Genomic DNA, 25,456 nt, shown 5'->3' with positions numbered 1-25,456 from the left:
TGGACAGCCGGATGCCGGGACGTCGAAACCCGGCTATGTTCGCCAGGATCCGACCGAAGGGACCGCCGTTGGCTGCATCCGATACCGGGCTGTGCCGGGTCCGCGTTCATTGGGGCACCGCCGTCGCCGATCTGGTGCTGCCCGCCGGAGTGCCTGTCGCGGTGTTGATTCCGTCGCTCATCGACGCCCTCGGGGTCCGTCCCGCCGACCAGGAGGCGGTGCGCTACCAGGTGTCGATCCCCGGCGCGTCCGCGCTGAACCCGTCGACGACGTTGGCGCAGAACCGCATCGGCGACGGCGCGGTCTTGGTGCTGAGCACACCCTCCGTGCCGTTACCCGCGCCGCGTTACGTCGACATCGCGCGGGAGGTGGCGGCCACGCTGGAGGGGCCCGCTCGGTTGCGTGGCGGTGCCGCAACCCGGCGGGTCACCCGGCTCTGCGGAGCGACTGCGGCCGTCGTCCTGACGGCGGTTGGCGGGCTGGCTTTGGTCCGAAACACCTTCAGCGACAGCCACCCTCGAGACGAAGGGATGACGGGCGCCGCTTTGGGATCGGCCGCCCTCGTCGCGCTCGGGCTTGCCGCGGTCGCGCACCGGGCCTACCGAGACCCGATCGCCGGGCTGGCGCTGAGCGTGATCGCCATCGTCTTCGCGGCGGTGGCCGGGTTTGTGATGGTGCCCGGTGGCCCAAGCGTTTCCAACGTGTTGCTGGCCGCGGCGGCGGCGGCCGTCACCGCCGTGCTGGCGATGCGGCTGTCGGGCTGCGGCGTCGTCGCGTTGACGGCGGCGGCGTGCTTCGCGGCGGCCGTCGCCGCGGCGGCGCTGGTGGGCGCGATCACCGCCGCGCCTGTGCATGTCATCGCGTCGGCATCCGCGGTCCTGTCGCTCGGTCTGCTCGGGGCGGCGCCGCGCATGTCCATTGCGCTGGCGGGGTTGTCGCCCCGATTTGCGACGGCGGACTTCGCTGTCCCCGGCCCGAGTGACTCGCGGGTGCCCGCGCAAGCGATCCGCGCCGACCGGTGGTTGGTGAGCCTGCGCGCGGGGCTGTCGTCGTCGGCCGGCGTCGGCGCCGCTCTCACCGTGCTCGCCGGCGCACCGCGGCTGTCCTGCATGGCGTTCGGGACCGTCACCGCCGCCCTGTTCCTGCTGCGCTGCAGGTCCGGCGCAGGCGCCGGGCTGCTGAGCTTTGCCATCGGCGGAACCCTCATCGCGGCAACGACCTTCGGCGTCACGGTACTGCGCATGCAGATGCCCGGACCGCTCCTCGCGGCGGCGACGGCGCTGGCCGCCGCCGCGATGTACCTCGGGTTTGCCGCGACACCCTCCTCGCCCGTCGCGCTCCGATGTGTCGAAGTGCTCGAGTGGCTGGCGTGGTCGGCACTGGTCCCGCTGGCCTGCTGGATCAGCGGGCTCTACGGCGCGGTCCGGGGATTGCATCTCACGTGAGGAACTCGCACGTTGGGCGCGTGTTCGCGGTGTCGGCGCTGACGATGCTCGCCGCGTTCGGAACGCCGCCGGCGCAGGCGGTTTCGCCACCCGGCATCGACGACAAGTGGCTGCCCCAGCCCGCCTTGCCCGCGCCGACGCGGCCGACCGTGCAGCGCGAGGTCTGCGCGGCGCTGACGCGCGACTCGAGGCCGGGCCGTAACCAGCCGCCCGGGGCGTTCGATCTCTCGGAGGTGTGGCGCCTCACCCGCGGCGCCGGACAACGGATCGCGGTGATCGACACCGGGGTCTCGCGGCACCGCCGGCTGCCCGACGTGGTGCCCGGGGGTGACTACGTGTCGACCGGCGACGGCACGCAGGACTGCGACGCGCACGGCACGCTGGTCGCGGGAATCATTGCGGCCGCGGCGGATTCCAAGTCGGACGGCTTCAGCGGGATCGCTCCGGAGGCCACGTTGATCAGCATTCGGCAGTCCAGCGCGAAGTTCGCGCCCGCCACCGACCGGTCCCGCTCAGGGGTGGGTGACGTCGACACCATGGCGAAAGCCGTTCGGACCGCAGCGGATCTGGGCGCGTCGGTGATCAACATTTCCTCGGTGGCGTGCGTTCCGGTGGCCGCCGCGCTCGACGACCGCGCGCTGGGCGCCGCGCTGGCCTACGCCGTCGACGTCAAGAATGCCGTCGTGGTTGCGGCGGCGGGGAATACCGGCGGCGCCGCGCAGTGCCCGCCGCAGCGACCGGACGCCACCTGGCAGACCATCACGGTCGCGGTCAGTCCCGCGTGGTACGACGACTACGTGCTGACCGTCGGTTCGGTGAACGCCGAAGGGGCTCCCTCGGGTTTCAGCCTTGCCGGACCTTGGGTCGATGTCGCCGCGCCCGGCGAGGCCGTGGCCTCCCTCGCGCCGGATCCGGTGTCGGGCACGAGTTATGCCGTCCCGGTGGTGAGCGGTCTGGCCGCTCTCATCCGGGCCCGCTTCCCGGCGCTGACCGCGCGGCAGGTGATGCAGCGCATCGAGTCGACCGCGCATCATCCGCCCGCGGGGTGGGATCCGCTCGTCGGCAACGGCACCATCGATCCGCTCGCCGCGGTCAGCACCGGGACGGGCCCGCCCGCCACCACTCCCAAGCCGCCGCCTGCCGCGGCGCCGGCCGCCGTGTCGCCGCCGACGACCCGATCGCGCGATACCCGCGCCCGGGACACCGCGGTGCGCGGCGCCGCGGTTTGCCTCGTCGCGCTGACGGTCGCGCTCGCCGCCGGAGCGGTCAGAAGCCGGTTACGGGGAGCCCGCGACCGCGTCCCGGGCGATTGACGCGCCGCGTCTGCTCAGCTCCGGTCCCGCCGGCAAGAGCGTGAGGATCGGCCAGGGCGCCGGGGTCGGCTCGGAGAGGCCGAGATCGTGCGCGGCGTCGTCGTCGGGGATGGCGAATCGCACCCCGGTGTCGACGATCAGGTAGCGGGTGCCGGCTTTGTCGCCCGCCCGCACGTAGGCGCTGCGGCCGGTCGGCACGTACGCGGCATCCAGCGCGGGGCCCCGGCCATCCGCCTGCGCCAGCGTCACCGCCGCCTGACCGGGCGGCACGGGCAGCCGGCCCCCCGCCAGCAAAGCCACCCCCGCTCGCCCGCCCGCCCAGCTGGCGCATAACGTGCCGGCGGCCTCCGGCAGCGTCGGCGCCCGGTCGGGGAAACCGGCCACGGGCAGCTCGGCGACGACGGGCGCGGCCCGGATCGCCGCGGGCGCGACGGTGATGGGACTGACCGTGCCCTGGGAGCTGCCAAAGCGCATCAGGTCGGCGGCGACCTGGCCGATCCGCTGCACGCCGTCGGCCAGCACCGCGTAATACTCGTCACCGTCGGCGCGTGTGACGCGAAGCACACTGCCGACGCGAAACCCCGGCAGCCCGGGCGCGGCGCCCCCGAGGCCGCGGATGCGGGGCGCCGAGATCGGCGGCGCCTCGGGCATGGCGTTCAGCAACGCTTGCGAGACGAGCCGCGGCGCGTGGCCCTCGAGTCGGAGCGCCCGCACGACGGCCGCGTCTTCCAGGTCCACAATGGCCCGGTGCCCGTCGTAGAGCAGATAGGCCGGCGAACCCGAGGAGACCGCGGCAAGGACGGCCTGCCCGGGGGGCATGCGGGTGACCCCGTTGTCGGCGACGGGGCCGACGACGACCGTCGTGCTGCTGGCGTCATCGCTGTCGCACATCGAGAAGGCCAGTTCCTGCGCGGGCAGGGGCCTGCCGACGAATTGCGGTGCACCCGGGATGCCCAGCAGCGGGCCGCGTTTGGCGCGCTCCAGGTCGGCCTCGCGGATCGGCTGCGGATCGGCGGCGCTCCCCGCGATGAGCCGCGCGGAGGCCAGGTTCGGCACCGGATGCCAGACATCGCCCACTCGAACGAACAGCGCACCCGAGTCCCGGGACATCACGATCTGCGCCCGATCCAACGCGACGTGCGGGCTCAGCAAACCCAGCAGCGCACAGCCCGCCAGTGCGAGGACCGTGACCACACAGCCGGCTGCCAGCGATGCCGACGGCATCCGCGCCCGGGGACCGGTCGGGTATATCGCCTCGCCCAGCAACGCGCATTCGGTGCGGCGCACGAGGTATCGGTGAGCGCTGACGCGCAGCCACGTGGTCGGCTGACGCGGCACTGATCCCCCCACCCTGCGAAATCCGTCTGGGCCCACGGTAGGCCGCCGAACGGCCCCGCCGGAGCGCTTATCCACAGGTCGCAGGAGTTTCGCCCCGGCCGAAATTGGGTAAAATTGCCCGGTGAAAACTCACCGTGCAGCTCGCCTCGTCGGCCTGGGCGCTTCGGCCCTGGTGACCGCCGCCGGCCTCCTCGCCGCACCGGCTGCGACGCCGGTCGCCTCCGCCGATGACTGCCCGGACGTCGAGGTCATCTTCGCCCGCGGCACCAACGAGCCCCCCGGCCTGGGCCGGGTTGGCGATGCCTTCGTGGACTCGCTGCGTCAGCAGACGGGCGGGCTGAACATCCTGCCCTACGGCGTGAACTACGCCGCCAGCAAGCTGCAGCTGCACGGCGGTGACGGCGCCAACGACACCATCGACCGCGTGAAGAAAAGCGTGGAGAAGTGCCCGAGCACCAAGATCGTGCTGGGCGGCTACTCGCAGGGCGCCTCGGTGATGGACATCGTGGCCGGCGTGCCCATCGGCGGAATCAACTGGGGCAACTCGCTGCCGCCGCAGTACGCCGACAACATCGCGGCCGTCGCCACCTTCGGCGACGTGGCCGACCGCGCCGGCGGCACGTTGCCCAGCCAGAGCAAGCTGCTGGGCTCCAAGGCCATCGACCTGTGCAACCCCAACGACCCGATCTGCCACGCGGGCCCCGGCAACGAGTGGAGTGGGCACACCGAGGGCTACGTCCCCGTCTACACCACCCAGGCCGCGGCGTTCGTCGCGTCCCGGCTCGTCGGCGCCGGCCAGTCGGTGCCCGGGTACGGCCCGTCGTTCCCCGGCGCCGGCCCGCAGGTTCCGGGCCAGCCCGGGTACGGCCAGCAGACGCCGGTGTACGGGCAGACCCCGCCCGGGTCGGGCCCCTCGATCCACGGCGGCACCGGCACCGCCCCGGCGCCCGCGCCGCTCGCGCCCGGGCCGGTCACGTCCGTACCGCAAGCACCTCTCGTCTAAATCGTTACCGGCGGGTTATCAACGCGCGCTTAACATCTCTGTGTGAGGCTTATCCCTTTAGGGCTGGGCGTCGGATTGCTCGCGGGGGCAGCGTTATTGGTTGCCCCGCAATTGGTTCCCCGTGCATCGGCGTCCTGCCCCGGCGTTGAAGTGGTGTTTGCCCGGGGAACGGATGAGGCGCCCGGTGTCGGGAAGGTGGGCGGGGCGTTCGTCAACTCGTTGCGCGAGCAGACCCGTAAAAGCGTTGGCGCATATGGCGTGAACTATCCCGCCGACAAGGACTTCCTGGCCGCCGCGGACGGCGCCAACGACGCGAGCAGCCACATCCAGCGCATGGCGGTGAACTGCCCCAACACCAAGCTGGTGCTGGGTGGCTACTCGCAGGGGGCCGCCGTCATCGACATCGTCACGGCCGCACCGGTGTCCGGCTTCGGGTTTCGCAGGCCGTTGCCGCCGGCGGCCGCCGATCACGTCGCCGCCGTCGCTCTCTTCGGGAATCCGTCCGGCCGGGCGGGAAACCTGATGAGCGCGCTGAGCCCGAATTTCGAGGGCAAGACCATCGACCTGTGCAACCCGGGCGACCCGATCTGTTCGGGCGGCCTGCGGTGGGCGTCGCATTTGAGCTACGTGCCCGGATTGACCAACAAAGCCGCGAGTTTCGCCGCGGCGAGGGTCTAGCGCGAGCGCACGTCCCTGGTGATGAGGTTGCGCGCGGCCAGCTGGTCGTCGGGCGGGTAGTCGACGCCGACCAGTGTCAGCCCGTGCGCCGGGGCGGTCGCGTAGTCGCTGGATCGGGCTGTGGCGCTGAGCAGTTCGCGGCACCAGGAGACGGGACGCCGGTGTTCGCCGACGGCCAGCAGCGCCCCGACCAGGGAGCGCACCATCGACCAGCAGAACGCGTCGGCGCTGACCCGCGCGGTGATCAGGTCACCCTCGCGCGTCCACTCCAGCCGCTGCAGGTCGCGGATGGTGGTGGCGTTCTCGCGGTGACGGCAGAACGCGGCGAAGTCGTGCAATCCCAACAGGTCCGGCGAGGCGGTGGCCATGGCCTCGACGTCCAGGGGGCGCGGCCAGGCGGTGACGTAGCGGACCTGCTGCGGATCCACACCCCACGGCGCCGTCGACAGCCGGTACACGTAGTGACGCCGCAGCGCCGAGAACCGGGCGTCGAAACCCGCAGGGGCGCGGACGATGTCGACGACCCGGACGTCGGTCGGCAGGAACCGGCCCAGCCGGCGCAGCAACGGCAGAAACTCCGCCTCACCGACGTGCGGTGCACGCGAGTACGCGTTCGGCAGGGCCGCCGCGGGCACGTCGACATGGGCCACCTGCCCGGTGGCGTGGACTCCGGCATCGGTGCGTCCCGCCGCCCGCAGCCGCACGGGTGTGCGGAAGATGGTCGTCAGCGCCTCGTCGAGAACCCCGGCCACGGTACGCTGGCCGGTCTGAGTTGCCCAGCCTGCGAAACCTGTTCCGTCGTAGGCGATATCGAGCCGCAGACGGACGTCCTCGCTAACTCTCGTCAGCCTCGTCGTTCGCCTTCTCGGCGGCCTCGGCTTCGGCCCTCGCGGCCACGGCCTTGTCGGCCTTGTCTTCGGCTTCGGCCTGGGCCTTGGTCGGCTCGTCGGAGGCCTCGGTCTCGGGCTTGGTCTCCCCGGCCTCGGCGGTGGCTTCCTCGGCCGTCGGCCCGACGGCTTCCTCAGGCTCGACGGCGGCCTGAGGCGCCGCCGCTGCCGCGACAGGAGCGTCAGACTTCTTGGACGCCTTCACCCGGCGGGCCCGATCGGCCTCGGAGGTGACCGTCTTCTCCCGCACCAACTCGATCACGGCCATGGGCGCGTTGTCGCCCTTGCGCGGCTCGACCTTGATGATCCGGGTGTAGCCGCCGTTGCGGTCGGCGAAGAACGGCCCGATCTCCTCGAACAGGGTGTGCACGACGTCCTTGTCGCGGATCTTCTTCAGCACCTCTCGACGGTTGTGCAGCGCACCCTTTTTCGCGTGGGTGATCAGCTTTTCCGCATACGGCCGCAGCGCACGCGCCTTGGGCTCGGTCGTCTTGATACGGCCGTGCTCGAACAGCGACGTCGCCAGGTTGGCCAGAAGGGCCTTCTGGTGCGATGACGACCCGCCGAGGCGAGGGCCCTTGGTGGGCTTGGGCATTGCGACTTCTCCTAATTGGGGCCGGTCCCCGTATCAGGTAGGACCGGGACGGAACTGCTACAGCTGTTCGGTTTCCGCGTAGTCCTGGTCGTCGTAGGCGGCCTCGGTGGACCAGGTGCCGGTGGCGACGTCGTAGCCCGCGACCTGCGAGGGGTCGAAGCTCGCCGGGCTGTCCTTGAGCGACAGGCCCAGCTGGTGCAGCTTGACCTTCACCTCGTCGATGGACTTCTGACCGAAGTTGCGGATGTCCAGCAGGTCGGACTCGGTGCGCGACACCAGCTCGCCGACGGTGTGCACGCCCTCGCGCTTGAGGCAGTTGTAGGACCGCACCGTCAGGTCCAGGTCGTCGATCGGCAGCGCGAACGACGCGATGTGGTCGGCCTCCGCCGGCGACGGCCCGATCTCGATGCCCTCGGCCTCGACGTTGAGTTCGCGTGCCAGACCGAACAATTCGACCAGGGTCTTGCCCGCGGACGCCAGCGCATCGCGGGGGTTGATCGAACTCTTGGTCTCGACATCGAGGATCAGCTTGTCGAAGTCGGTGCGCTGCTCGACACGGGTGGCGTCCACCTTGTAGGTGACCTTGAGCACCGGCGAGTAGATGGAATCGACTGGGATGCGGCCGATTTCGGCGCCTGAAGCCCGGTTCTGAACGGCCGGCACGTAGCCACGGCCCCGCTCGACGACCAGCTCGACCTCGAGCTTGCCCTTGTCGTTCAGCGTCGCGATGTGCAGGTCGGGGTTGTGCACCGTGACACCGGCGGGGGGCACGATATCGCCCGCGGTGACCTCGCCCGGACCCTGCTTGCGCAGGTACATCGTGACGGGCTCGTCCTCCTCGGAGGACACCACCAGGCTCTTGAGGTTCAGGATGATCGCGGTGACGTCTTCCTTGACGCCGGGCACGGTGGTGAACTCGTGCAGCACGCCGTCAATGCGGATGCTGGTGACGGCCGCACCCGGAATCGAGGACAGCAGCGTCCGGCGCAGCGAATTGCCCAGGGTGTAACCGAATCCGGGCTCCAGCGGCTCGATGACGAACTGGGAGCGGTTGTCGGTGAGGACTTCCTCCGACAGTGTGGGTCGCTGAGAGATCAGCATGGTGTTTCTTCTTCTCCTTCTCGGCACCCGCTATTTGATGCCGTTGGGTTTTCGGGCCGGCCGGCCCGAAAGTCACTTACTTCGAGTAGAACTCGACGATGAGCTGCTCGGTGAGTGGGACGTCGATCTGTGCCCGCTCGGGCAGCTGGTGGACGAGGATGCGCTGACGCTCCCCCACGACCTGCAGCCAGCTCGGGATCGGCCGGTCGCCCGCCGTCTCCCGCGCGATCTGGAACGGCACGGTGTTCAGCGAGGAGTCCCGCACGTCGATGATGTCATACTGCGACACCCGGTAGCTGGGGACGTTGACGTGCACGCCGTTGACGCTGAAGTGTCCGTGGCTGACCAGCTGGCGTGCCATCCGGCGGGTGCGCGCCAGTCCGGCGCGGTAGACGACGTTGTCGAGCCGGCTTTCCAGGATCCGCAGCAGCTCTTCACCCGTCTTGCCGGGCTGCCGCACGGCCTCTTCGTAGTAGCGGCGGAACTGCTTTTCCATCACGCCGTAGGTGAAGCGGGCCTTCTGCTTCTCCTGCAGCTGCAGCAGGTATTCGCTTTCCTTGATCCGCGCGCGGCCGTGCTGGCCGGGCGGGTAGGGGCGCTTCTCGAACGCCTGGTCGCCACCGACGAGGTCGGTGCGCAGCCGGCGCGACTTGCGGGTGACGGGTCCGGTGTAACGAGCCATGAGTATCTCCTAGACCCTTCTGCGCTTCGGGGGGCGAACGCCGTTGTGCGGCTGGGGGGTGACGTCGGAGATCGCGCCGACCTCCAGTCCGGCGGCCTGCAGCGACCGGATCGCGGTCTCCCGGCCCGAGCCCGGTCCCTTGACGAACACGTCGACCTTCTTGACGCCGTGCTCCTGCGCCTTACGGGCCGCGTTCTCGGCGGCCAGCTGCGCGGCGAACGGCGTCGACTTCCGCGAGCCCTTGAACCCGACGTGACCCGACGACGCCCAGGCGATGACGTTGCCCTGCGGGTCGGTGATCGTCACGATCGTGTTGTTGAACGTGCTCTTGATGTGGGCGGCGCCGTGCGGGACGTTCTTCTTTTCCCGGCGACGGGTCTTCTGCCCCTTCTTGGGGGCGGACGCTGCCTTCTTGGCTGGTGGCATGGGGGGTTACCTGGCCTTCTTCTTGCCGGCGATGGTGCGCTTGGGGCCCTTGCGGGTGCGCGCGTTGGTCTTGGTCCGCTGGCCGCGCACCGGCAGGCCGCGGCGGTGCCGCAGGCCCTGGTAGCAGCCGATCTCGATCTTGCGGCGGATGTCGGCCTGGACCTCGCGGCGCAGGTCACCCTCCACCTTCAGGTTGGCTTCGATGTAGTCGCGCAGGTGGGTCAGCTGGTCGTCGGTGAGGTCCCTGGTGCGCAGGTTCTTGTCGATCCCGGTCGCTTCGAGAATCTCGTTCGAACGGGTCCGGCCGACGCCGAAGATGTACGTCAGCGCGATCTCCATCCGCTTGTCACGCGGCAGATCGACGCCTACTAGTCGAGCCATAGGTGGCGTTTCCTCTTTTTCTCGGCGGAGGTCTGATCCCAGCCCGTTCCCGATCTATCCGGGGCCCGGCCTCCGTCCGGGCGTGGATGAGCGACGTATTCGCTCAGTGGTGCTGGGAGGTCTGCATTCAGTTGTGTTGGTACCGCGGGGCGCCTGGCTCAGCCTTGGCGCTGCTTGTGGCGCGGATCGGAGCAGATCACCATGACCCGCCCGTGCCGACGGATCACCCTGCACTTGTCACAGATTGGCTTGACGCTCGGGTTCACCTTCACGGCTGTTCGATCCTGTTCTGTGTCGTTCGTAGGTTGTTCTGATCGGGCTTGTTACTTGTACCGGTACACGATGCGGCCCCGGGACAGGTCGTAGGGAGACAACTCCACCACCACCCGGTCCTCGGGCAGGATGCGGATGTAGTGCTGCCGCATCTTGCCACTGATGTGGGCAAGCACCTTGTGACCGTTCTCCAGCTCAATGCGGAACATCGCATTGGGCAGCGGCTCGACCACGCGGCCTTCGACCTCGATGGCGCCGTCTTTCTTGGCCATAACTAGTTAAGAATCCTCATCGTTTAGTCTCGTTCGCGTCTGCGCCCAGATCGGCGCGACATGGCGCACCGACTTGTAACGTGAGCCGGTGACAGGAAATTCCTAGGACTGGACACACCGAAAGTCGGCGCGGATGCCGCACCGTCGTTCCACGATACCTGGTCATCGGCGTCCACCAAAATCGCTGTCGGCGGAAGGCGGGCCGCCCGCTCGACCTCCCACACGCCCGCTGACGAGCGCATACTTAACGCCGATGACCAACCCCTCAAGCCAGCGCAAGCCCGTCATGCTCACCGTCGACGACGACCCCTCGGTTTCGCGGGCGGTCGCGCGCGACCTGCGTCGTCATTACGGCGAGGACCACCGGATCGTGCGCGCGGAGTCGGGGCCCGACGCGCTGGGCACCCTCAAGGAGCTCAAACTGCGCGGCGAGACGGTCGCGCTGCTCATCGCCGACTACCGGATGCCGCAGATGAGCGGCATCGAGTTCCTCGAGCAGGCGATGGACCTGTATCCGGCGGCGCGCCGCGTGTTGCTGACCGCCTACGCCGACACGCACGCCGCCATCGACGCGATCAACGTCGTCGACCTGGACCACTACCTGCTCAAGCCGTGGGACCCGCCCGAGGAGAAGTTCTACCCCGTCATCGACGGGTTGCTGGACGCCTGGCGGGCCGCCCCCGAGCACCCCGTCCCGCACACCAAGGTGATCGGCCACCGCTGGTCGGCGCGGTCCTGGCAGGTGCGCGACTTCCTGGCCCGCAACGGCCTCTACTACACCTGGTTCATGGCCGACGAGCCCGCCGGCGAGCGGCTGCTCAACGCGGCGGGCGAGGACGGACTGCGGCTGCCGGTGGTGGTCACCCAGCGCGGCGACACCCTCGTCGAACCCACGGACGCGCAGCTGGCCGAGACCCTGGGCCTGACCACCACGCCGTCGCAGGAGTTCTACGACCTGATCGTGGTCGGCGGCGGGCCCGCGGGCCTGGCCGCCGCGGTGTACGGCGCCTCCGAGGGCCTGCGCACGGTGCTCATCGAACACATCGCGACGGGCGGTCAGGCCGGGCAGAGCTCGCGCATCGAGAACTACCTGGGCTTCCCGGACGGGGTTTCGGGCGGCCAGCTGGCCGACCGCGCCCGCCGCCAGGCCGAGAAGTTCGGCGCCGAATTGATCACCGCCCGCAAGGCGACCGCCCTCGAGGTGAACGGGTCCAAGCGCACCGTGCGCTTCGCCGACGGCGGCTCGATCGACGCTCACGCGGTCATCCTGGCCACCGGCGTCGCCTACCGCCAGCTGGACGCCGAAGGGTGCGCCGAGCTGACCGGCTGCGGCATCTGCTACGGGGCGGCGGTCTCCATCGCCGCGGAGTGCGAAGACGAAGAGGTCTACGTGATCGGCGGGGCCAACTCGGCCGGGCAGGCCGCCATGTACCTGTCGCGCACGGCCAAATCGGTCAACATCGTGGTGCGCGCCCCCTCCCTGGAGGCGTCGATGTCCTACTACCTGATCCAGCAGATCGAGGCCAACCCCAAGATCAACGTGCTGACCTGCACCGAGGTGCAGCGCGCCACCGGCGACGGCCACCTCGAGCAGCTGAGCCTGGTCAACAACCGGACCGGCGAGACCGAGGACGTCACCTGCGGCCGGATGTTCATCTTCATCGGGGCCGCCCCGCGCACCGACTGGCTGGACGGGGTGCTGGCCCGAGACGACCACGGTTTCATCCTGACCGGCCCCGACCTGCGCAACGTGTGCGGCTGGACGCTGGACCGCCCGCCGCATCAGCTCGAAACCAGCGTGCCGGGGGTCTTCGCCACCGGCGACGTCCGCTCGACGTCGGCCAAGCGGGTCGCGGCCGCCGTCGGCGAAGGGTCGATGGCCGTGATGCTGGTCCACCGCTACCTGGCCGAATCATGACCGGCGCCGAATCGATCAAGGTCCCCTGCGAGCCCGACGAGCTGCGCAGCCTGTTTCTGTTCGAGGCGCTCACCGACGAGCAGCTTGCGGTGCTGTGCGCGGCGGGCCACATCGAAACCTACGAACCGGGCCCGATCTGCGTCGAAGGCGAACCGGCGACCTGCTTCTACGTGCTGATCGAGGGCGAGCTGATGATGTCCAAGCTCTCCGGCGGCCAGGACATCGAGACCAACCGCACCTCGCAGCGCGGCGTGTACTGCGGGGCCTGGCGGGCGTTCACCGGCGGAAAGCAGAAGAGCTACGACGCCTCGGTGCACGTGACCCGGCCGTCGCGGTTCTTCGTGATGGACGCCCCGGTGTTCGCCCAATTCATGCGCGACCAGTTCCCGATGGCCGTCCACCTGCTCGACGGCATCGCCGTCGGCACCGACCGGACCCGCCGCATCATCGACAACCGGGAGAAGCTGCTGGCGCTGGGCCGGCTGTCGGCCGGGCTGACCCACCAGCTCAACAACCCGGCCGCGGCGATCTCGCGGGCCGCGTCGGATCTGCGCGAACGGGTGGCCAGCATGCGGCACAAGCTGGCGATGCTCGCCGACGGCACCGTCTCCCCCGAGGCGCTCAGCGCCCTGGTCCGGCTGCAGGAGAGGGTCGCCGAGCAGGTCGCCAAGTCCGCCTCGCAGCATCTGAGTGCGCTGGAGACCGCCGACCGCGAGGACGCCGTCGGCGACTGGCTGGAAGCCCACGGCATCGACGGCGGCTGGGACATCGCGCCGACGTTCGTCGAGGGCGGCATCGACACCGATTGGCTGGAGCGGATTTCCGCGGTCAGCGAGGAGCTCGCGTCGACATCGGCGGAGCAGGCGATCCGGTGGATCAACTACACCATCGAGAGCGAACTGCTGATGAACCAGATCCTCGAAGCGAGCAAACGGATTTCGGCCCTGGTCGCCGACGCCAAACAGTATTCGCAGCTGGATCGCGCGCCGTTCCAGGTGACCAACGTGCACGAGCTGCTGCGCAGCACGCTGGTGATGTTCGCCGACCGGCTGACCAAGGACGGCGGCAAAAACTCGCACGCCATCGCCGTGGTCAAGGACTTCGACCAGTCGCTTCCCGAAATCCCTTGCTATCCGGGTGATCTCAATCAAGTGTGGACCAACATCATCGACAACGCGATCGCCGCGATGCGCGATACCGGCGGCACGCTGACCATCCGCACCTGCCGGGAAGGCGAGCACATGGCCCGCGTCGAGATCTGCGACACCGGCCCGGGCATACTCGAGGACGTGCGGGAGCACATCTTCGAGCCGTTCTTCACCACCAAGCCGTTCGGCGAGGGTACCGGCCTGGGCCTGGATCTGGCGTTCAACATCGTGGTCAAGAAGCATCGCGGGGACCTGCGGGTGGAATCGGCGCCCGGCGACACCCGATTCATCGTGCTGCTGCCGCTGCAACCGCCCGCCGCCGACGTCGCCCCCGACCTCGACGGCCCGGAAGAAAACGTCACGACCCCGGAATAGGACTGGAATAGGGCCGCACCGCGCCCGGTTGGGAAGACCATGACCGATGCAGCAAGCAAGCCCGATCTCGGCCGGTTCGGATCGTTCGGACGCGGCGTCACACCCCAGCAGGCCAAGGACATCGAGGCGCTGGGCTACGGGGCCGTCTGGGTCGGCGGGTCGCCTCCCGCCGAGCTGTCCTGGGTCGAACCCCTCCTGGAAGCCACGACGACGCTTCAGGTGGGCACCGGCATCGTCAACATCTGGACCGCGGCCGCCAAGCCGGTCGCCGAGTCCTTCCACCGCATCGACAAGGCGTACCCGGGCCGCTTCCTGCTCGGCATCGGCGTCGGCCATCCCGAGGCTCATACCGAGTACCGCAAGCCCTACGACGCCCTGGTGGACTACCTGAAGCAGCTCGACGACTACGGGGTGCCCGCCAACCGCCGGGTCGTCGCCGCGCTCGGGCCGCGCGTGCTCAAGCTGTCCGCGGAGCGCTCCGCCGGGGCACACCCGTACCTGACCACGCCGGAACACACCGCGCGGGCCCGCGAGATCATCGGCCCGTCGGCGTTCCTGGCCCCCGAGCACAAGGCGATCCTGACCACCGACGCCGAGAAGGCGCGGGCGGTCGGCCGCAAGGCGCTCGACGTCTATTTCAATCTCGCCAACTACCGAAACAACTGGAAGCGGCTGGGTTTCGGCGAGGACGAGGTCACCCGGCCGGGCAGCGACCGGCTGGTGGACGCGGTGGTGGCCTATGGCACCGTGGACCAGATCGCGGCGCGGCTCACCGAGCACCTCGAGGCCGGCGCCGACCACGTCCCGGTGCAGGTCCTGACCAAGGATGAAAACCTGGTCTCGGCGCTGGCCGAACTGGCGGGGCCACTGGGACTGAATCCGTCCTGACGACCGGCAGGGGGAGCTGGATGATCGAGGGAGTTTCGCTCAAGCCCGACCTGGGCCAGTTCGGCGTGTGGCTGCCGACGCGATCCATCGAGCCCGAGTTGGCGGCGCAGATCGAATCGCTGGGCTACGGCGCCGCCTGGATCGGCGGCTCGCCGGACGCCGAGTTGTCCTGGGTCGAACCGGCCCTGGCGCGCACGACGTCGCTGCAGCTGGCCACCGGAATCGTCAACATCTGGTCGGCGCCCGCCGCGGCCGTCGCCGAGTCGTTCCGCCGCATCGAAACTCACCACCCGGGAAGGTTTTTGCTCGGCGTCGGGGTCGGCCACCCCGAGCACACCCAGGAGTACGTCAAACCGTACGACGCCCTGGTCTCCTACCTCGACGAACTCGACGCGGCGCTGGTGCCGACCAGCCGCCGGGTGGTCGCCGCGCTCGGGCCGCGGGTGCTGCGGCTCGCCGCGCGACGCAGCGCCGGCGCACATCCCTACCTGACCACCCCGGAACACACGGCCAAGGCACGCGAGTTGCTCGGCGGGGCAGTGTATTTGGCGCCCGAGCACAAGGTGGTGCTGAGCACGGACGCCGAACAGGCCCGCGAGATCGGCCGCCAGACCGTCGAGCATTATCTGGGCCTGAGCAACTACGTGAACAATTGGCTGCGGCTGGGGTTCACCGAAGCCGATGTGCGCACGCCCGGCAGCGACCGGCTGATCGACGCGGTGGTCGCCCACGGCACCCCGGAGGCGATCGCGGGCCGGCTGCGCGAGCACCTGGACGCCGGAGCCGACCACGTGGCCATCCAGGTGCTGGGCGGCTATTCCGAAGAAACCCTGCTACCTGCGCTGACCGAATTGGCCGGCGCTCTGGGGCTAACTGCCGCAAACTGACCCATCGGCTCGGTTAGGGTTTGGGGCATGCGGTTACTGGTCACCGGCGGCGCTGGTTTCATCGGCGCCAATTTCGTGCACAGCACCGTTCGCGAGCACCCCGAGGACTCCGTGACCGTGCTCGACGCCCTGACCTATGCGGGCCGGCGCGAGTCACTGGCCGGCGTCGAGGACGCCATCGAGCTGGTGGTCGGCGACATCACCGATGCCGAACTGGTGTCGCGGCTGGTCGCCGAATCCGACGCCGTGGTGCACTTCGCCGCGGAGAGCCACGTCGACAATGCGCTGGAGGGCCCCGAGCCGTTCCTGCACACCAACGTGGTCGGCACCTTCACCATCCTCGAAGCGGTGCGGCGTTACGGCGTGCGGCTGCACCACATCTCGACCGACGAGGTCTACGGCGACCTGGAGCTCGACGACCCCCAGCGGTTCACCGAGGCGACGCCGTACAACCCGTCCAGCCCCTATTCGGCGACCAAGGCCGCCGCCGACATGCTGGTGCGGGCCTGGGTGCGGTCATACGGGGTGCGCGCGACGATCTCGAACTGCTCCAACAACTACGGGCCGTATCAGCACGTCGAGAAGTTCATCCCGCGGCAGATCACCAACGTGCTCACCGGGCGGCGACCCAAGCTCTACGGCGCCGGCGCCAACGTCCGGGACTGGATCCACGTCGACGACCACAACAGCGCGGTGCGGCGCATCCTGGAATCCGGCGAGATCGGCCGGACGTATTTGATCAGCTCCGAGGGCGAGCGCGACAACCTGACCGTGTTGCGGACGCTGCTGCAGATGATGGGCCGCGAACCCGACGACTTCGACCATGTCACCGATCGCGCCGGCCACGACCTGCGCTACGCGATCGACCCATCGACGCTGTACGACGAATTGTGTTGGGCGCCAAAGCATACCGACTTCGAGGAGGGGCTGCGTGAGACCATCGACTGGTACCGCGCGAACGAATCATGGTGGCGCCCGTTGAAGGACGCCTCCGAAGCCCGCTACGAAGAACGTGGGCAGTGACGTGGAAGTTCGCGAGCTGAAAGTTCCCGGCGCCTGGGAGATCACCCCCGCCGTTCATGGCGATTCGCGGGGTCATTTCTTCGAATGGCTGACCGACAAGGGATTCAGGTCCTTCGCCGGTCACCGGTTGGATGTTCGGCAGGCCAATTGCTCGGTGTCATCGGCCGGCGTGCTGCGCGGCCTGCACTTCGCCCAGGTACCGCCGAGCCAGGCCAAGTACGTGACCTGCGTGCGCGGGGCGGTATTCGACGTCGTCGTCGACATCCGGGTGGGCTCACCGACATTCGGTCAGTGGGACTCGGTGCTGCTCGACGACACCGAGCACAGGACGATCTACCTCTCCGAGGGCCTCGGACACGGTTTCCTGGCGCTGCAAGACAATTCGACGGTGATGTACTTGTGCTCGGCGGAATACAACCCGCAACGCGAACACACCATTTGCGCAACCGATCCGGCGCTGGGGATCGATTGGCCGCTGGTGGACGGCGCGCCGCCCACCCTGTCCGACCGCGACGCGGCGGCCCCCAGCCTCGACGACGTACGCGCCTCCGGCCTACTCCCCACGTGGGAGGAGACGAACGCGTTCGTCGAGGGTTTGCGGGCAAAGCCCACGAATTGACGCGGGTGATCGGCATGCCCATCTGAGGCGATGTGCGTTATCCCGCACCATTGTTGACGCGCGCGGCGCGCAAAATCATTTGCACCGCCTGAGCTGCCTATTAGACGCATATCTATTAACGTTCCCATTGCGGTCGCCGAATTGGACCAGTACCGTAAACCGGCCCAATTCAGGATTCGGTGGCGCTAGGATTGCGCCGATGAAACTCGGGCAGGTGTTCGATCCGCGAAGCAATGCGCTCAACGCATGGCGGTTAGCGCTCGCGGGCGAGGTCATCTTCTGGCACACCTACCCGGTCCGGGGTCATCTGCCTTCGGTGCGGGCGGTTCTTCAGCTGCTGCTCTGCGTCGGCGTCGACGGATTCTTCGCGATCTCGGGCTTTCTCATCACCGCGAGTTGGATCAGCAACCCGCGGCTGCGCGCGTACCTGGCCGCGCGGGCGCTTCGCATCCTGCCCGGCTTCTACGTCTGCATGATCGTGACGGCGTTCGTCTTCGCCCCGCTGAGCGTGGCGATCCAGGGCGGCTCCGCGGCCAGGCTGCTGTTCTCGTTCGCCCCGTTCGAATATGTCCTCAAGAACATCGCGGTGATGTGGCTCAAGCCCGACGTCGGCGGCACCCCGCACGACATTCCCAACGCGGGCATCTGGAACGCGTCGCTGTGGTCGTTGTTCTGGGAAGTGATGTGCTATCTCGTCGTCGCGATCATCGGCGTCGCCGGACTCGCCAACCGCCGGTGGGTTTCCCCGGCCATTTTGGTGGTCGCGGCGATCGGGGCCTCGATGATGCCACCGGTCACCTTCCCCGAGGTGTTCAATCGTCCGACCGGCAACGTGGGCATCGTCATCGTCTTCCTGGCGTGCCGCGCCGCAATCATGTTTGCGGCGGGAGCGCTGCTGTACCAATGGCGCGATGTCATTCCCGCGCGGTGGTCGCTGGTCGCGGTGAGCGTGGTCATCGTGTTGCTGGCCGGCCAGCTGCCGGATTACCGGGTGGTGGCCGCCGTCCCCCTGGCGTATGCCGTGGTCGTCTCCGGCTCCCTGCTGCACAACAAACGCTTGAGATTACGCACCGACGTGTCCTACGGCATGTACATCTACGCGTACCCGATGCAGCAGCTTTTGGCGGTCCTCGGCTTGCTCAGCCTCAATCCGTTCGTGTTCTGCCTCACCGTGGCGGCGGCGACACTGCCGCTGGCCGCGGCGAGCTGGTTCCTTGTCGAAAAGCCGGCGAGGTCCCTGAAGGCGCGCATCAAACGAAAAGCGGCGGGTGCCCGCGAAGCGGCGATGGTGCTGCCTCCGGAGGTCACGGGCGCCGCGTAGCTGCGGTCGTGGCCACAGCCCAAGGACTCACGCGACGGCGCGACCGGCTTCACCGGTTGTCACCGACCACCGGCCTCTGGCCGATACGATGGCGCCGATGGTGCGTGGCGTGACGGGGGTTGGAGGCAGATGAAGCTCGGACAGGTATTCGATCCGCGAAGAAACGCGCTCAACGCGCTCCGGCTGGCGCTGGCGGCCGAGGTGATGCTGTTCCATTCGTGGCCGATCACCGGACACATGCCCCCCAAGTCGACTCTGCAGCTTTTCTTCTCGGTGGGTGTGGACGGGTTTTTCGCGATCTCCGGCTTCCTGATCACCCGGAGTTGGCTCACCGACCCGCGCCTGCGTGACTACCTCACCGCCCGCGCCCTTCGCATTCTGCCCGGTTTCTACGTCTGTCTGATCGTAACCGCGTTCGTTTTCGCCCCGCTCAGCGTGGCGATTCAAGGGGGGTCGGCCGCCAAGCTGCTGGGGTCCACCGCGCCGCTCGAGTACGTCCTGAAAAACAGTGCGATCGCCTACCTGCAGCCGACGATCGACGGAACGCTGCACGATCTACCGGGTGGAAACACCTGGAACGGCTCGATGTGGTCGTTGGTCTGGGAACTGCTGTGCTACTTGTTCGTTGCCGCTATCGGCCTGGCGGGACTGGGCAATCGTCGCTGGGTATCCCCCGTGGTTTTGGCGGTGGCAACACTGGGAGCGTTGGTCTTGCCGCCCCTGACATTTCCCGGGGTGTGGACCATTCCGCAGCTCGCGGTGCGCGCGGCCATCATGTTCGCGGCCGGAGCCGTCATGTATCAGTGGCGAGACGTCATCCCCGCCCGATGGTCGCTGGTCGCGGTCTGCCTCGTGATCGTGGCGGCGTCCGGGTTACTGCCCGATTACCGGGTGGTCGGTGCGCTTCCGCTGGCCTACGCCGTCGTCGTCTCGGGCTCCTTGCTCAAGAGCGAACGGTTGAGGCTGCGCACCGATTTGTCCTATGGCGTCTACATTTACGCCTTCCCGGCCCAGCAATTGCTGGCCGTCTGTGGACTCGCGACGCGCCTCCACCCGGTGCTGTTCTTTCTTGCCTCGGTCACGGCCACCCTGCCGCTCGCCGCGATCAGCTGGTTCGTCGTCGAGAAACCCTCGATGTCCCTCAAACGCCGGCTTCGGGTCAAGTGGTCGGCTCCGGTCCCGTCCAGCTCCGACGAGGCGGGCCCCGTCAGCGCGGCCAACGCCGTGGCCGACCGGCCGGCTACGGAGGCCCCGGGTACCGCCTAGGCCGGGTCGTCTCCAACGGCGGTAATATCCGCGAAGCGGGGGGTCCACGACGGGCGGTGGCCGATGACCCTCGGACAAGCTTTCAACGCGGGGAACAACGCGCTGAACGCGTGGCGGCTGGTGCTGGCTGCCGAGGTGATGCTGTGGCACTGCTGGCCCGTCACCGGCCGGATGCCACCGGCGGCGACGCTGCAACTTCTGTTCTCGATAGGGGTGGACGGGTTCTTCGCGATCTCGGGGTTCCTCATCACCAGGAGTTGGCTCGACGACCCGCACGTGCGTGACTACCTGACCGCCCGCGCCCTTCGCATCCTGCCCGGCTACTACGCGTGCCTCATCGTGACGGCGTTCGCCTTCGCCCCGCTCAGCGTGGCGCTCCAGGGCGGCTCGGTCGGCGAGCTCGTGTGCTCCGGCGGGCCGCTCGAATACGTCCTGAAAAACAGCGCGGTGGCTTATGTCCATCTCGATGTCGGCGGAACACCAAGCGGGATACCTCATTCCGGGCTCTGGAACGGTTCGCTGTGGTCGCTGGTCTGGGAAGTGATCTGCTATCTCGCCGTCGCCGGTGTCGGTTTGGCGGGCCTGGCCCATCACCGCTGGGTCTCTCCGGCAATACTCGTCGTGGCTACGGGTCTGGCGACGGCGATGCCGCCGATGACGTTCCCCGGGGTATGGACCATCCCCCAGATCGCCGTGCGTTCGGCGATCATGTTCGCGGCCGGAGCCGTCCTTTATCAATGGAGAGAGGTGATCCCCGCGCGGTGGCCGCTCGTCGGGATGAGCGTCGTCATCGTGCTGGCGTCCAGCATGCTGCCCGATTACCGTACGGTCGCCGCCCTTCCGTTGGCCTACGCGATCATCGTGTCCGGAGCCTTGCTGAAGAGCAGCCGCTTGAGGCTACGCACGGATCTGTCCTACGGCGTCTACATCTACGCGTTCCCGACCCAGCAACTCTTGGCCGTGTGCGGCCTTGCGCGTCTTCAACCCGTTGCGTTCTTTCTCGTCGCCGCCGCGGCGACGCTACCCGTGGCCGCGGCGAGCTGGTTCCTCATCGAAAAGCCCTCGATGGCTCTCAAGCGCCGGCTCAAACGGAAGTGGTCTGACGCCACGAAAGCCGAAGGCGGCCACCCCGCCACCACAGCAGCAGGATGACCACTTCGGCGGCCACGCTGATCGCCGCATAAGGCGACGGATCCCAGCCCCGTTCGGAGAAGCCGAAAAGCCCCACGGTCCGCGACAGCGCGAAGGCGACCAGAGATCCGGCGGCCATCGCGGCACCGGCCCAGCGCAGCCACGCGGGACCGCCGGCCACGATCAGCAGAGCGATCGCCAATGAAACACTGGCCTGCACCAAAAATCCCGTGCCGATGGCCGGAATGCGTTGGTAGCCATGGACATAGAGGTAGGCGTGGCTGACGGCGCTGAGGGCCAACGACGCGGCGAGTCCGAGCCGCACCAGGACGCCGATCACCGCAACGCCCGCTCTTTCAGCGCCAGCGCGGACTCTCCCGTGGTGTAGCCGACCTCGCGGATACCCAACGCGTCGCGCAGCTTGCCGGCCGGCAGCGTCACCGGTTTGGGCGCGGGCCCGTCACCGGGTCTGGGCAGCGGGTACGCGGTGGCGGTGCCGCTGTGAAACGTCACATTGTCCTCCGTTTTGGAAAACAGCTGGTGGACATGGCCATTGAGGCACGTGACGGAGGAGAACCGGCGCAGGTAGCTCAGCGCCTGGGCGGCGTCGTCGGTGCCCCAGCCCCATTGGGGGTACATCGCGAACAAGGGGATGTGACTGAACACGATGATCGGGGTGTCGCTCGGCAGATGGGCGACGTCCTTCTTGACGAACTCCAGCTGATCCACCCCCAGATGGCCCAGCTTGCGCAGGTTCAACGTGTTGACGAGCGCGATCAGGTGCACACCGGCGACGTCGAAGCTGTACCAGCCGTCGCCAACCGCGCCCGCGCCGAAGGTGTTTCGGTACTTCTGTCCCGCGTCGTCGACGGAGTCGTGCTCGCCCGGCACGGTGAACACGTGGGGCGTCTTCAGACCGCTCATCATCTGCTTCGCCTGGTCGAACTGTTCGGTGCTGGAAAGGTGAGTGAGGTCGCCGGTGTGGATGACGAAATCCGGTGTGTAGCCGAGGCTGTTGACCTTGTCGATCGCGTCGCTGAACGTCGCCGCGACGTCCCTGTTGGGCGCACCGGTGAAGCCGAGGTGGCTGTCGCTGATTTGGGCGAACCGCAGGGTGGGCCGGACGTGCGCGCGCTGAGCCGCCGCTTCCCCGGCGACATGCGAGATGACCTCGCCCCCGGCCACGGTCAACCCGACCGCCGCCCCGAACCACGCCGTGTGCCGGAGGAGCTGGCGCCGGGTCATGGCATCGTCGCCCGGGCGGCCGGTCATCCCGTCACCACCACGGTGCCGCGCATCATCGGATGAATCGAGCAGACATAGTCGAAAGTCCCAGGGGCGGAGAAGGTATGGGCGAAGGTGGCTCCGGTTCCCATGCCGGGTGAGTGAAATGAGCCGTCACTTGCGGCGACCGTATGGGGTTCCTCGTCGCGGTTGGTCCAGGTGACGGTGGTCCCGGCGGGCACCGTCAGGTTCGGCGGCGCGAAAGCGAAGCCGTCGATGGTGACCTGGTTGGCGCCGGCTGCGGGGGTTGGCGCGGTGATCGACACCCCGGTGGTGGGCGCGGGGGTGGTCGCCACGGGACGCGGCCGGCCACAGCCGGGCGATGAGATCACGCTCGCGGCCAGCACGGCCGCCAAAAGCCTTCGACGCAGGGCGATATCCATGCCCACAGATAGGGCGGCGGGTTACACCGTTCAGGTGCGGCGCCCCGGGGCGAACACCTCGATGACACCGTCGACCTCACGAACCATCAATTCGGGCAACGGTTTTGGTGCGATCGGCAACTGGTGGGTGAGCACCTGCCCGCTGGGCGAGAACGACGTGGTGTGGCAGGGGCAGCGCAAGGTGTCTTCGGACGCGTCGAACCACAGCTTGCACCCTTGATGGGTGCACACCCCCGATATCGCGTGCACGTTGCCGTCGATGCGCCGGACGAATCCGGTCACCGAACCCAGATCGAAAGCTCGCATGGCCCCGTCGGGCACGTCCGAGCTGGAGGCGACGCGCTGCCAGCTTCCCTCGTTGGGGGTGAGTCGCCCGGCGGCGTTATCCGGGGCACTCGGTCGCCGATGGCGACCGGAGATCACTGCGCGATCGAGGGAAACCGCGGCGACCGCGGCCGTCGCCGCGGCCGACGTGCCGACGATGACCTGGCGGCGCGTGCCGGTGCGCCCGGGCGGGGTTCGCGGCGGCGTGCCTGACATCTGCTCGCCGATGCGACGGTGCAGATCGGCGAGGAATTCCGGGCGCGGCGTGTCATCCCCGCTGCGGGCGGCCCGCAGCTCGATGGCGGTGCGCAGCTGCGCCGCCTCGAAGTCGTCGGGCGCGAACGGCCTGGGCCGGCGCCCCCGCAACAGATCGTCGACATAGCGTCGCAAGCCCCGCGCATTCATTGCTTGCCCCCATCGTTGACCTGCGCCGCCAGCCGCAGGGCGCGGTGCTGGAGCACTTTGGCATTGGGCACGCTGATTCCGAGTTCCGCGGCCGACTCCTTGATCGAATTGCCGCGCAGAAAGCGCGATTGCAGGATCAGGCGATACCGATCCGGCAGGGCGTCCAGGACGCGGGCCACCCGCTGCGGCGCGGTGCTGATCGCCTCCTCGCTGTCGGCCGGTTGCTCGATGTCCTCGATTGAGGTGATCTCCCGTCCCAGGGTCTGGCGCCAGTGTGCGGCCAGCACCGTCCTGGCCGTGGCCCGCAGGTAGGCGCGCACCTCGGCCACGCTCACGGTCAGGCGCAGCGGCCGCAGCGCGGCGAGGAACACCTCGGCGGTGAGGTCTTCGGCGTCGGTCCGGTTGCCGACGCGCGCGAACAGCGTGCGGTACACCCACCCCACGTTGTCGGAGTACACGGCCTCCCAGTCCGGGTAGCCGGCCTCATGCCCGGCGCCGGGTACCGCGCGCAGGGGTCGCGGCCCGACGGGATCGCTTCTTGCCGCCACATGCCTCCTTCACCCGATCAATATCGGCTCGGGTTACACGGGTCAGCGCGCGGCGAGCGCGGCTTCGGCGGCCATCAGCTCGTCGAGCTTGGTGGCGGTGGCGGAAAACACGGACTTGGCGATGCCCAGTATCCGGTCGCGGACCCGGGGCTTCGCCGACGCGGACGGCAGCAGGTGGCCGATCAGGTGACCGAACAGGTCCAGGCGCGCCGTCGACAACCACGACATCAAGTCCGGGTCGTCGAACCAGCGCAGCTGGTTGCTGTAATCGGCCCACGCCAGCCGTAGCCAGTCGATGTCGGTGTCCGGATGCGGCAGCGGCACGCAAAGCTCGTTTTTCAGCGAGTCGTCGCGGTACGCGGCCTCCACGTGGGCGATCAGCGCCGCGCTGAAGATCTGTTGGCAGCCGCGCACGCTCTGCAGGGTGATGCGGTTGGAATCGAATATCGGTGTGGCGAGCCGCTTTTCGGCGCCGTCGGCGGTGCAGTCGAGATAGAGCTCGCGGCCGCTGACCGCCACGGCGCCCCGGTCGAGGACCATCGTGTCGGCCTCGATGGCCCGCAGGTGCCCCATCCTCACGACGTCGGTAATCCGCCGCAGCTGCTCGAGTTCGAGGCGGGTGACGGTGGCGCAGCGGTACATGGCGGGACGGATCGCCGGGTCGATCCGCAGCAGCAGGCCGGCCTCTTCGAGGCGGTCGAACAGATCCCGCACCGACGCCGCGTCGTTGATGGCGCGCAGTTGCGCGGTGAAGCTGGCCTTGATCTTCTCGGCGAACAACGCGCCGGGCTGCATGGTCTCGCGGTCCAGCAGCCAGGAATCGCGCGGCATGATCCAGGTGAGCCGATCCGGGTCGACGCCCTGGCCCAGTAGCCACAGGCAGGTGTCGATGCCGGTCTTGCCCGCCCCGACGATGACGTAGCGCTCGTGGGCGCCGCGCCGCGGCAGGTCGCCGGGCGGGACGCAGTCGATGCCGGGCGCGACCCGATAAGGCGGCGGGCGCATCGCGGGGACCGTGACCCGCATGTAGGTGGCGTCGACGACGCGGCGCGCCACCCGGACGGTGTAGTCGGCGCCGGCGAGCGTGCGGAACCGGGCTTCACCACGGTGTTCGCCGAGGTATTCGCTCATCGGGAAGTAGCTGACCCGCCCGCTCGGCAGCAGCCGCCGGCGCATGATGTGGTCGTAGTAGGCGCAGATCTCGCCGGCGGTGGCCAGTTCGTAAAGCCCCCGGTTCCAACCGACTTGGTCGATGGCGTCGCCACCCAGCGGCAGCGAGTTGACGCCGTAGAACGCCGAGGGCTGGTGCAGCCGCACGAACGGGTAGGCCATGGTCCAGTGCCCACCGGGCGCGTGGTTGCGGTCCACCACCACGACGCGGGCCTGCGCCGCTGAGGCTTCGGCGACCAGCGCGTCGATGAACGCCATGGCCATGGCGCCCGCCCCGACCACCAGGTAGTCGGCCTCGATGGTGTGCATACCGCTGTCAGGCTAGCCCGCCACCCACCTTGCCAAGGCCCGAACCGGGTTACTAGGATATGC

28 protein-coding genes are annotated in these 25,456 nt (G+C 68.7%); 13 read left to right on the top strand and 15 right to left on the bottom strand.

The window, feature by feature from the left end:
• The first annotated feature begins 35 nt into the window (after positions 1 to 35).
• Both eccD and mycP read left to right on the top strand, forming a co-directional pair.
• Positions 36 to 1,445, top strand: coding sequence for a type VII secretion integral membrane protein EccD (eccD, locus tag QGN31_RS04265; RefSeq protein ID WP_014942870.1), 1,410 nt, complete (start codon positions 36 to 38; stop codon positions 1,443 to 1,445).
• Positions 1,442 to 2,758, top strand: a complete 1,317-nt coding sequence (gene mycP, locus QGN31_RS04260; protein ID WP_407558108.1) for a type VII secretion-associated serine protease mycosin — start codon at positions 1,442 to 1,444, stop codon at positions 2,756 to 2,758. Before eccD ends, mycP begins: the two co-directional genes overlap by 4 nt.
• On the opposite strand, the gene eccB is transcribed toward mycP, so the two are convergent.
• Entirely contained in the window at positions 2,723 to 4,096 is a 1,374-nt protein-coding gene (gene eccB / locus QGN31_RS04255; protein ID WP_014385772.1) for a type VII secretion protein EccB, read from the bottom strand. The two genes, mycP and eccB, sit on opposite strands and share 36 nt — an antisense overlap.
• Positions 4,097 to 4,217: 121 nt before the next feature.
• Here eccB and QGN31_RS04250 point away from each other — a divergent pair, with 121 nt between their 5' ends.
• On the top strand, positions 4,218 to 5,099 hold the full coding sequence (locus QGN31_RS04250; protein WP_014385773.1) for a cutinase family protein: 882 nt from the start codon (positions 4,218 to 4,220) through the stop codon (positions 5,097 to 5,099).
• A gap of 42 nt (positions 5,100 to 5,141) precedes the next feature.
• Complete coding sequence (locus QGN31_RS04245; RefSeq protein ID WP_026071200.1) at positions 5,142 to 5,777, top strand: cutinase family protein; 636 nt, start codon at positions 5,142 to 5,144, stop codon at positions 5,775 to 5,777.
• On the opposite strand, the gene truA is transcribed toward QGN31_RS04245, so the two are convergent.
• The 8 genes from truA to infA form a co-directional block, all read right to left on the bottom strand.
• Positions 5,774 to 6,625, bottom strand: a complete 852-nt coding sequence (truA, locus tag QGN31_RS04240) for a tRNA pseudouridine(38-40) synthase TruA (protein ID WP_080588042.1) — start codon at positions 6,623 to 6,625, stop codon at positions 5,774 to 5,776. The genes QGN31_RS04245 and truA overlap by 4 nt on opposite strands.
• Positions 6,612 to 7,259, bottom strand: a complete 648-nt coding sequence (gene rplQ, locus QGN31_RS04235; protein ID WP_014385775.1) for a 50S ribosomal protein L17 — start codon at positions 7,257 to 7,259, stop codon at positions 6,612 to 6,614. Before rplQ ends, truA begins: the two co-directional genes overlap by 14 nt.
• A gap of 57 nt (positions 7,260 to 7,316) precedes the next feature.
• Positions 7,317 to 8,360, bottom strand: coding sequence for a DNA-directed RNA polymerase subunit alpha (locus QGN31_RS04230; RefSeq protein WP_008260253.1), 1,044 nt, complete (start codon positions 8,358 to 8,360; stop codon positions 7,317 to 7,319).
• A gap of 76 nt (positions 8,361 to 8,436) precedes the next feature.
• A complete protein-coding gene (gene rpsD / locus QGN31_RS04225) occupies positions 8,437 to 9,042 on the bottom strand; it encodes a 30S ribosomal protein S4 (protein WP_009952905.1) in 606 nt (201 codons plus the stop codon).
• Positions 9,043 to 9,051: 9 nt separating this feature from the next.
• Positions 9,052 to 9,468, bottom strand: coding sequence for a 30S ribosomal protein S11 (gene rpsK, locus QGN31_RS04220; protein ID WP_008260256.1), 417 nt, complete (start codon positions 9,466 to 9,468; stop codon positions 9,052 to 9,054).
• Positions 9,469 to 9,474: 6 nt separating this feature from the next.
• Positions 9,475 to 9,849, bottom strand: a complete 375-nt coding sequence (gene rpsM / locus QGN31_RS04215) for a 30S ribosomal protein S13 (RefSeq protein WP_008260257.1) — start codon at positions 9,847 to 9,849, stop codon at positions 9,475 to 9,477.
• Between the two features lie 158 nt (positions 9,850 to 10,007).
• Positions 10,008 to 10,121, bottom strand: coding sequence for a 50S ribosomal protein L36 (gene rpmJ, locus QGN31_RS04210; RefSeq protein WP_003879483.1), 114 nt, complete (start codon positions 10,119 to 10,121; stop codon positions 10,008 to 10,010).
• A 51-nt stretch (positions 10,122 to 10,172) separates the two neighbouring features.
• The gene (gene infA / locus QGN31_RS04205; protein ID WP_003418601.1) at positions 10,173 to 10,394 is read right to left on the bottom strand and encodes a translation initiation factor IF-1; all 222 of its coding nucleotides are present in this window, start codon (positions 10,392 to 10,394) and stop codon (positions 10,173 to 10,175) included.
• Between the two features lie 253 nt (positions 10,395 to 10,647).
• On the opposite strand from infA, the gene QGN31_RS04200 reads away from it, so the two are divergent.
• From QGN31_RS04200 to QGN31_RS04160, 9 genes are all read left to right on the top strand, one after another.
• Complete coding sequence (locus QGN31_RS04200) at positions 10,648 to 12,312, top strand: FAD-dependent oxidoreductase (RefSeq protein WP_014942871.1); 1,665 nt, start codon at positions 10,648 to 10,650, stop codon at positions 12,310 to 12,312.
• Complete coding sequence (locus QGN31_RS04195) at positions 12,309 to 13,835, top strand: ATP-binding protein (protein ID WP_014385777.1); 1,527 nt, start codon at positions 12,309 to 12,311, stop codon at positions 13,833 to 13,835. The genes QGN31_RS04200 and QGN31_RS04195 overlap by 4 nt, the downstream gene beginning before the upstream one ends.
• Positions 13,836 to 13,874: 39 nt before the next feature.
• Positions 13,875 to 14,723 carry an LLM class F420-dependent oxidoreductase gene (locus QGN31_RS04190; protein ID WP_014381083.1) on the top strand — a complete coding sequence of 283 codons (849 nt, stop codon included), beginning with the start codon at positions 13,875 to 13,877 and terminating at the stop codon, positions 14,721 to 14,723.
• A gap of 20 nt (positions 14,724 to 14,743) precedes the next feature.
• Positions 14,744 to 15,610 carry an LLM class F420-dependent oxidoreductase gene (locus QGN31_RS04185; RefSeq protein WP_014942872.1) on the top strand — a complete coding sequence of 289 codons (867 nt, stop codon included), beginning with the start codon at positions 14,744 to 14,746 and terminating at the stop codon, positions 15,608 to 15,610.
• 27 nt (positions 15,611 to 15,637) lie between these two features.
• Positions 15,638 to 16,633 carry a dTDP-glucose 4,6-dehydratase gene (gene rfbB / locus QGN31_RS04180; RefSeq protein ID WP_014381085.1) on the top strand — a complete coding sequence of 332 codons (996 nt, stop codon included), beginning with the start codon at positions 15,638 to 15,640 and terminating at the stop codon, positions 16,631 to 16,633.
• A gap of 1 nt (position 16,634) precedes the next feature.
• Entirely contained in the window at positions 16,635 to 17,252 is a 618-nt protein-coding gene (gene rfbC / locus QGN31_RS04175) for a dTDP-4-dehydrorhamnose 3,5-epimerase (RefSeq protein ID WP_036459800.1), read from the top strand.
• A 199-nt stretch (positions 17,253 to 17,451) separates the two neighbouring features.
• A complete protein-coding gene (locus QGN31_RS04170) occupies positions 17,452 to 18,573 on the top strand; it encodes an acyltransferase family protein (RefSeq protein ID WP_014385779.1) in 1,122 nt (373 codons plus the stop codon).
• Positions 18,574 to 18,702: 129 nt separating this feature from the next.
• Positions 18,703 to 19,839: an acyltransferase family protein gene (locus QGN31_RS04165; protein ID WP_009952895.1), complete on the top strand. Its 1,137-nt coding sequence runs from the start codon at positions 18,703 to 18,705 to the stop codon at positions 19,837 to 19,839.
• A 63-nt stretch (positions 19,840 to 19,902) separates the two neighbouring features.
• Positions 19,903 to 20,991: an acyltransferase family protein gene (locus tag QGN31_RS04160; protein WP_014942873.1), complete on the top strand. Its 1,089-nt coding sequence runs from the start codon at positions 19,903 to 19,905 to the stop codon at positions 20,989 to 20,991.
• On the opposite strand, the gene QGN31_RS04155 is transcribed toward QGN31_RS04160, so the two are convergent.
• Genes QGN31_RS04155 through QGN31_RS04130 form a run of 6 tightly spaced genes read right to left on the bottom strand, consistent with a single transcriptional unit; the run spans position 20,924 to position 25,393 of the window.
• Positions 20,924 to 21,310, bottom strand: coding sequence for a hypothetical protein (locus tag QGN31_RS04155; protein ID WP_043955359.1), 387 nt, complete (start codon positions 21,308 to 21,310; stop codon positions 20,924 to 20,926). The two genes, QGN31_RS04160 and QGN31_RS04155, sit on opposite strands and share 68 nt — an antisense overlap.
• The gene (locus QGN31_RS04150) at positions 21,307 to 22,242 is read right to left on the bottom strand and encodes a metallophosphoesterase family protein (RefSeq protein WP_014942874.1); all 936 of its coding nucleotides are present in this window, start codon (positions 22,240 to 22,242) and stop codon (positions 21,307 to 21,309) included. The genes QGN31_RS04155 and QGN31_RS04150 overlap by 4 nt, the downstream gene beginning before the upstream one ends.
• Positions 22,239 to 22,637, bottom strand: coding sequence for a cupredoxin domain-containing protein (locus QGN31_RS04145; RefSeq protein ID WP_041785204.1), 399 nt, complete (start codon positions 22,635 to 22,637; stop codon positions 22,239 to 22,241). Before QGN31_RS04145 ends, QGN31_RS04150 begins: the two co-directional genes overlap by 4 nt.
• A 30-nt stretch (positions 22,638 to 22,667) precedes the next feature.
• Entirely contained in the window at positions 22,668 to 23,366 is a 699-nt protein-coding gene (locus tag QGN31_RS04140) for a Rieske (2Fe-2S) protein (RefSeq protein WP_014385784.1), read from the bottom strand.
• Positions 23,363 to 23,914 (bottom strand): RNA polymerase sigma factor, encoded by a 552-nt coding sequence (locus tag QGN31_RS04135; RefSeq protein WP_043955361.1) that lies wholly within the window; start codon positions 23,912 to 23,914, stop codon positions 23,363 to 23,365. Before QGN31_RS04135 ends, QGN31_RS04140 begins: the two co-directional genes overlap by 4 nt.
• Before the next feature lie 42 nt (positions 23,915 to 23,956).
• Entirely contained in the window at positions 23,957 to 25,393 is a 1,437-nt protein-coding gene (locus tag QGN31_RS04130) for a hypothetical protein (protein ID WP_014385786.1), read from the bottom strand.
• Between the last annotated feature and the right edge of the window lie 63 nt (positions 25,394 to 25,456).

It is taken from the genome of Mycobacterium sp. 2-64 (genome assembly GCF_035918375.1).
GTDB lineage: Bacteria > Actinomycetota > Actinomycetes > Mycobacteriales > Mycobacteriaceae > Mycobacterium > Mycobacterium intracellulare.
This window is presented reverse-complemented; position numbering and strand designations above follow the sequence as displayed.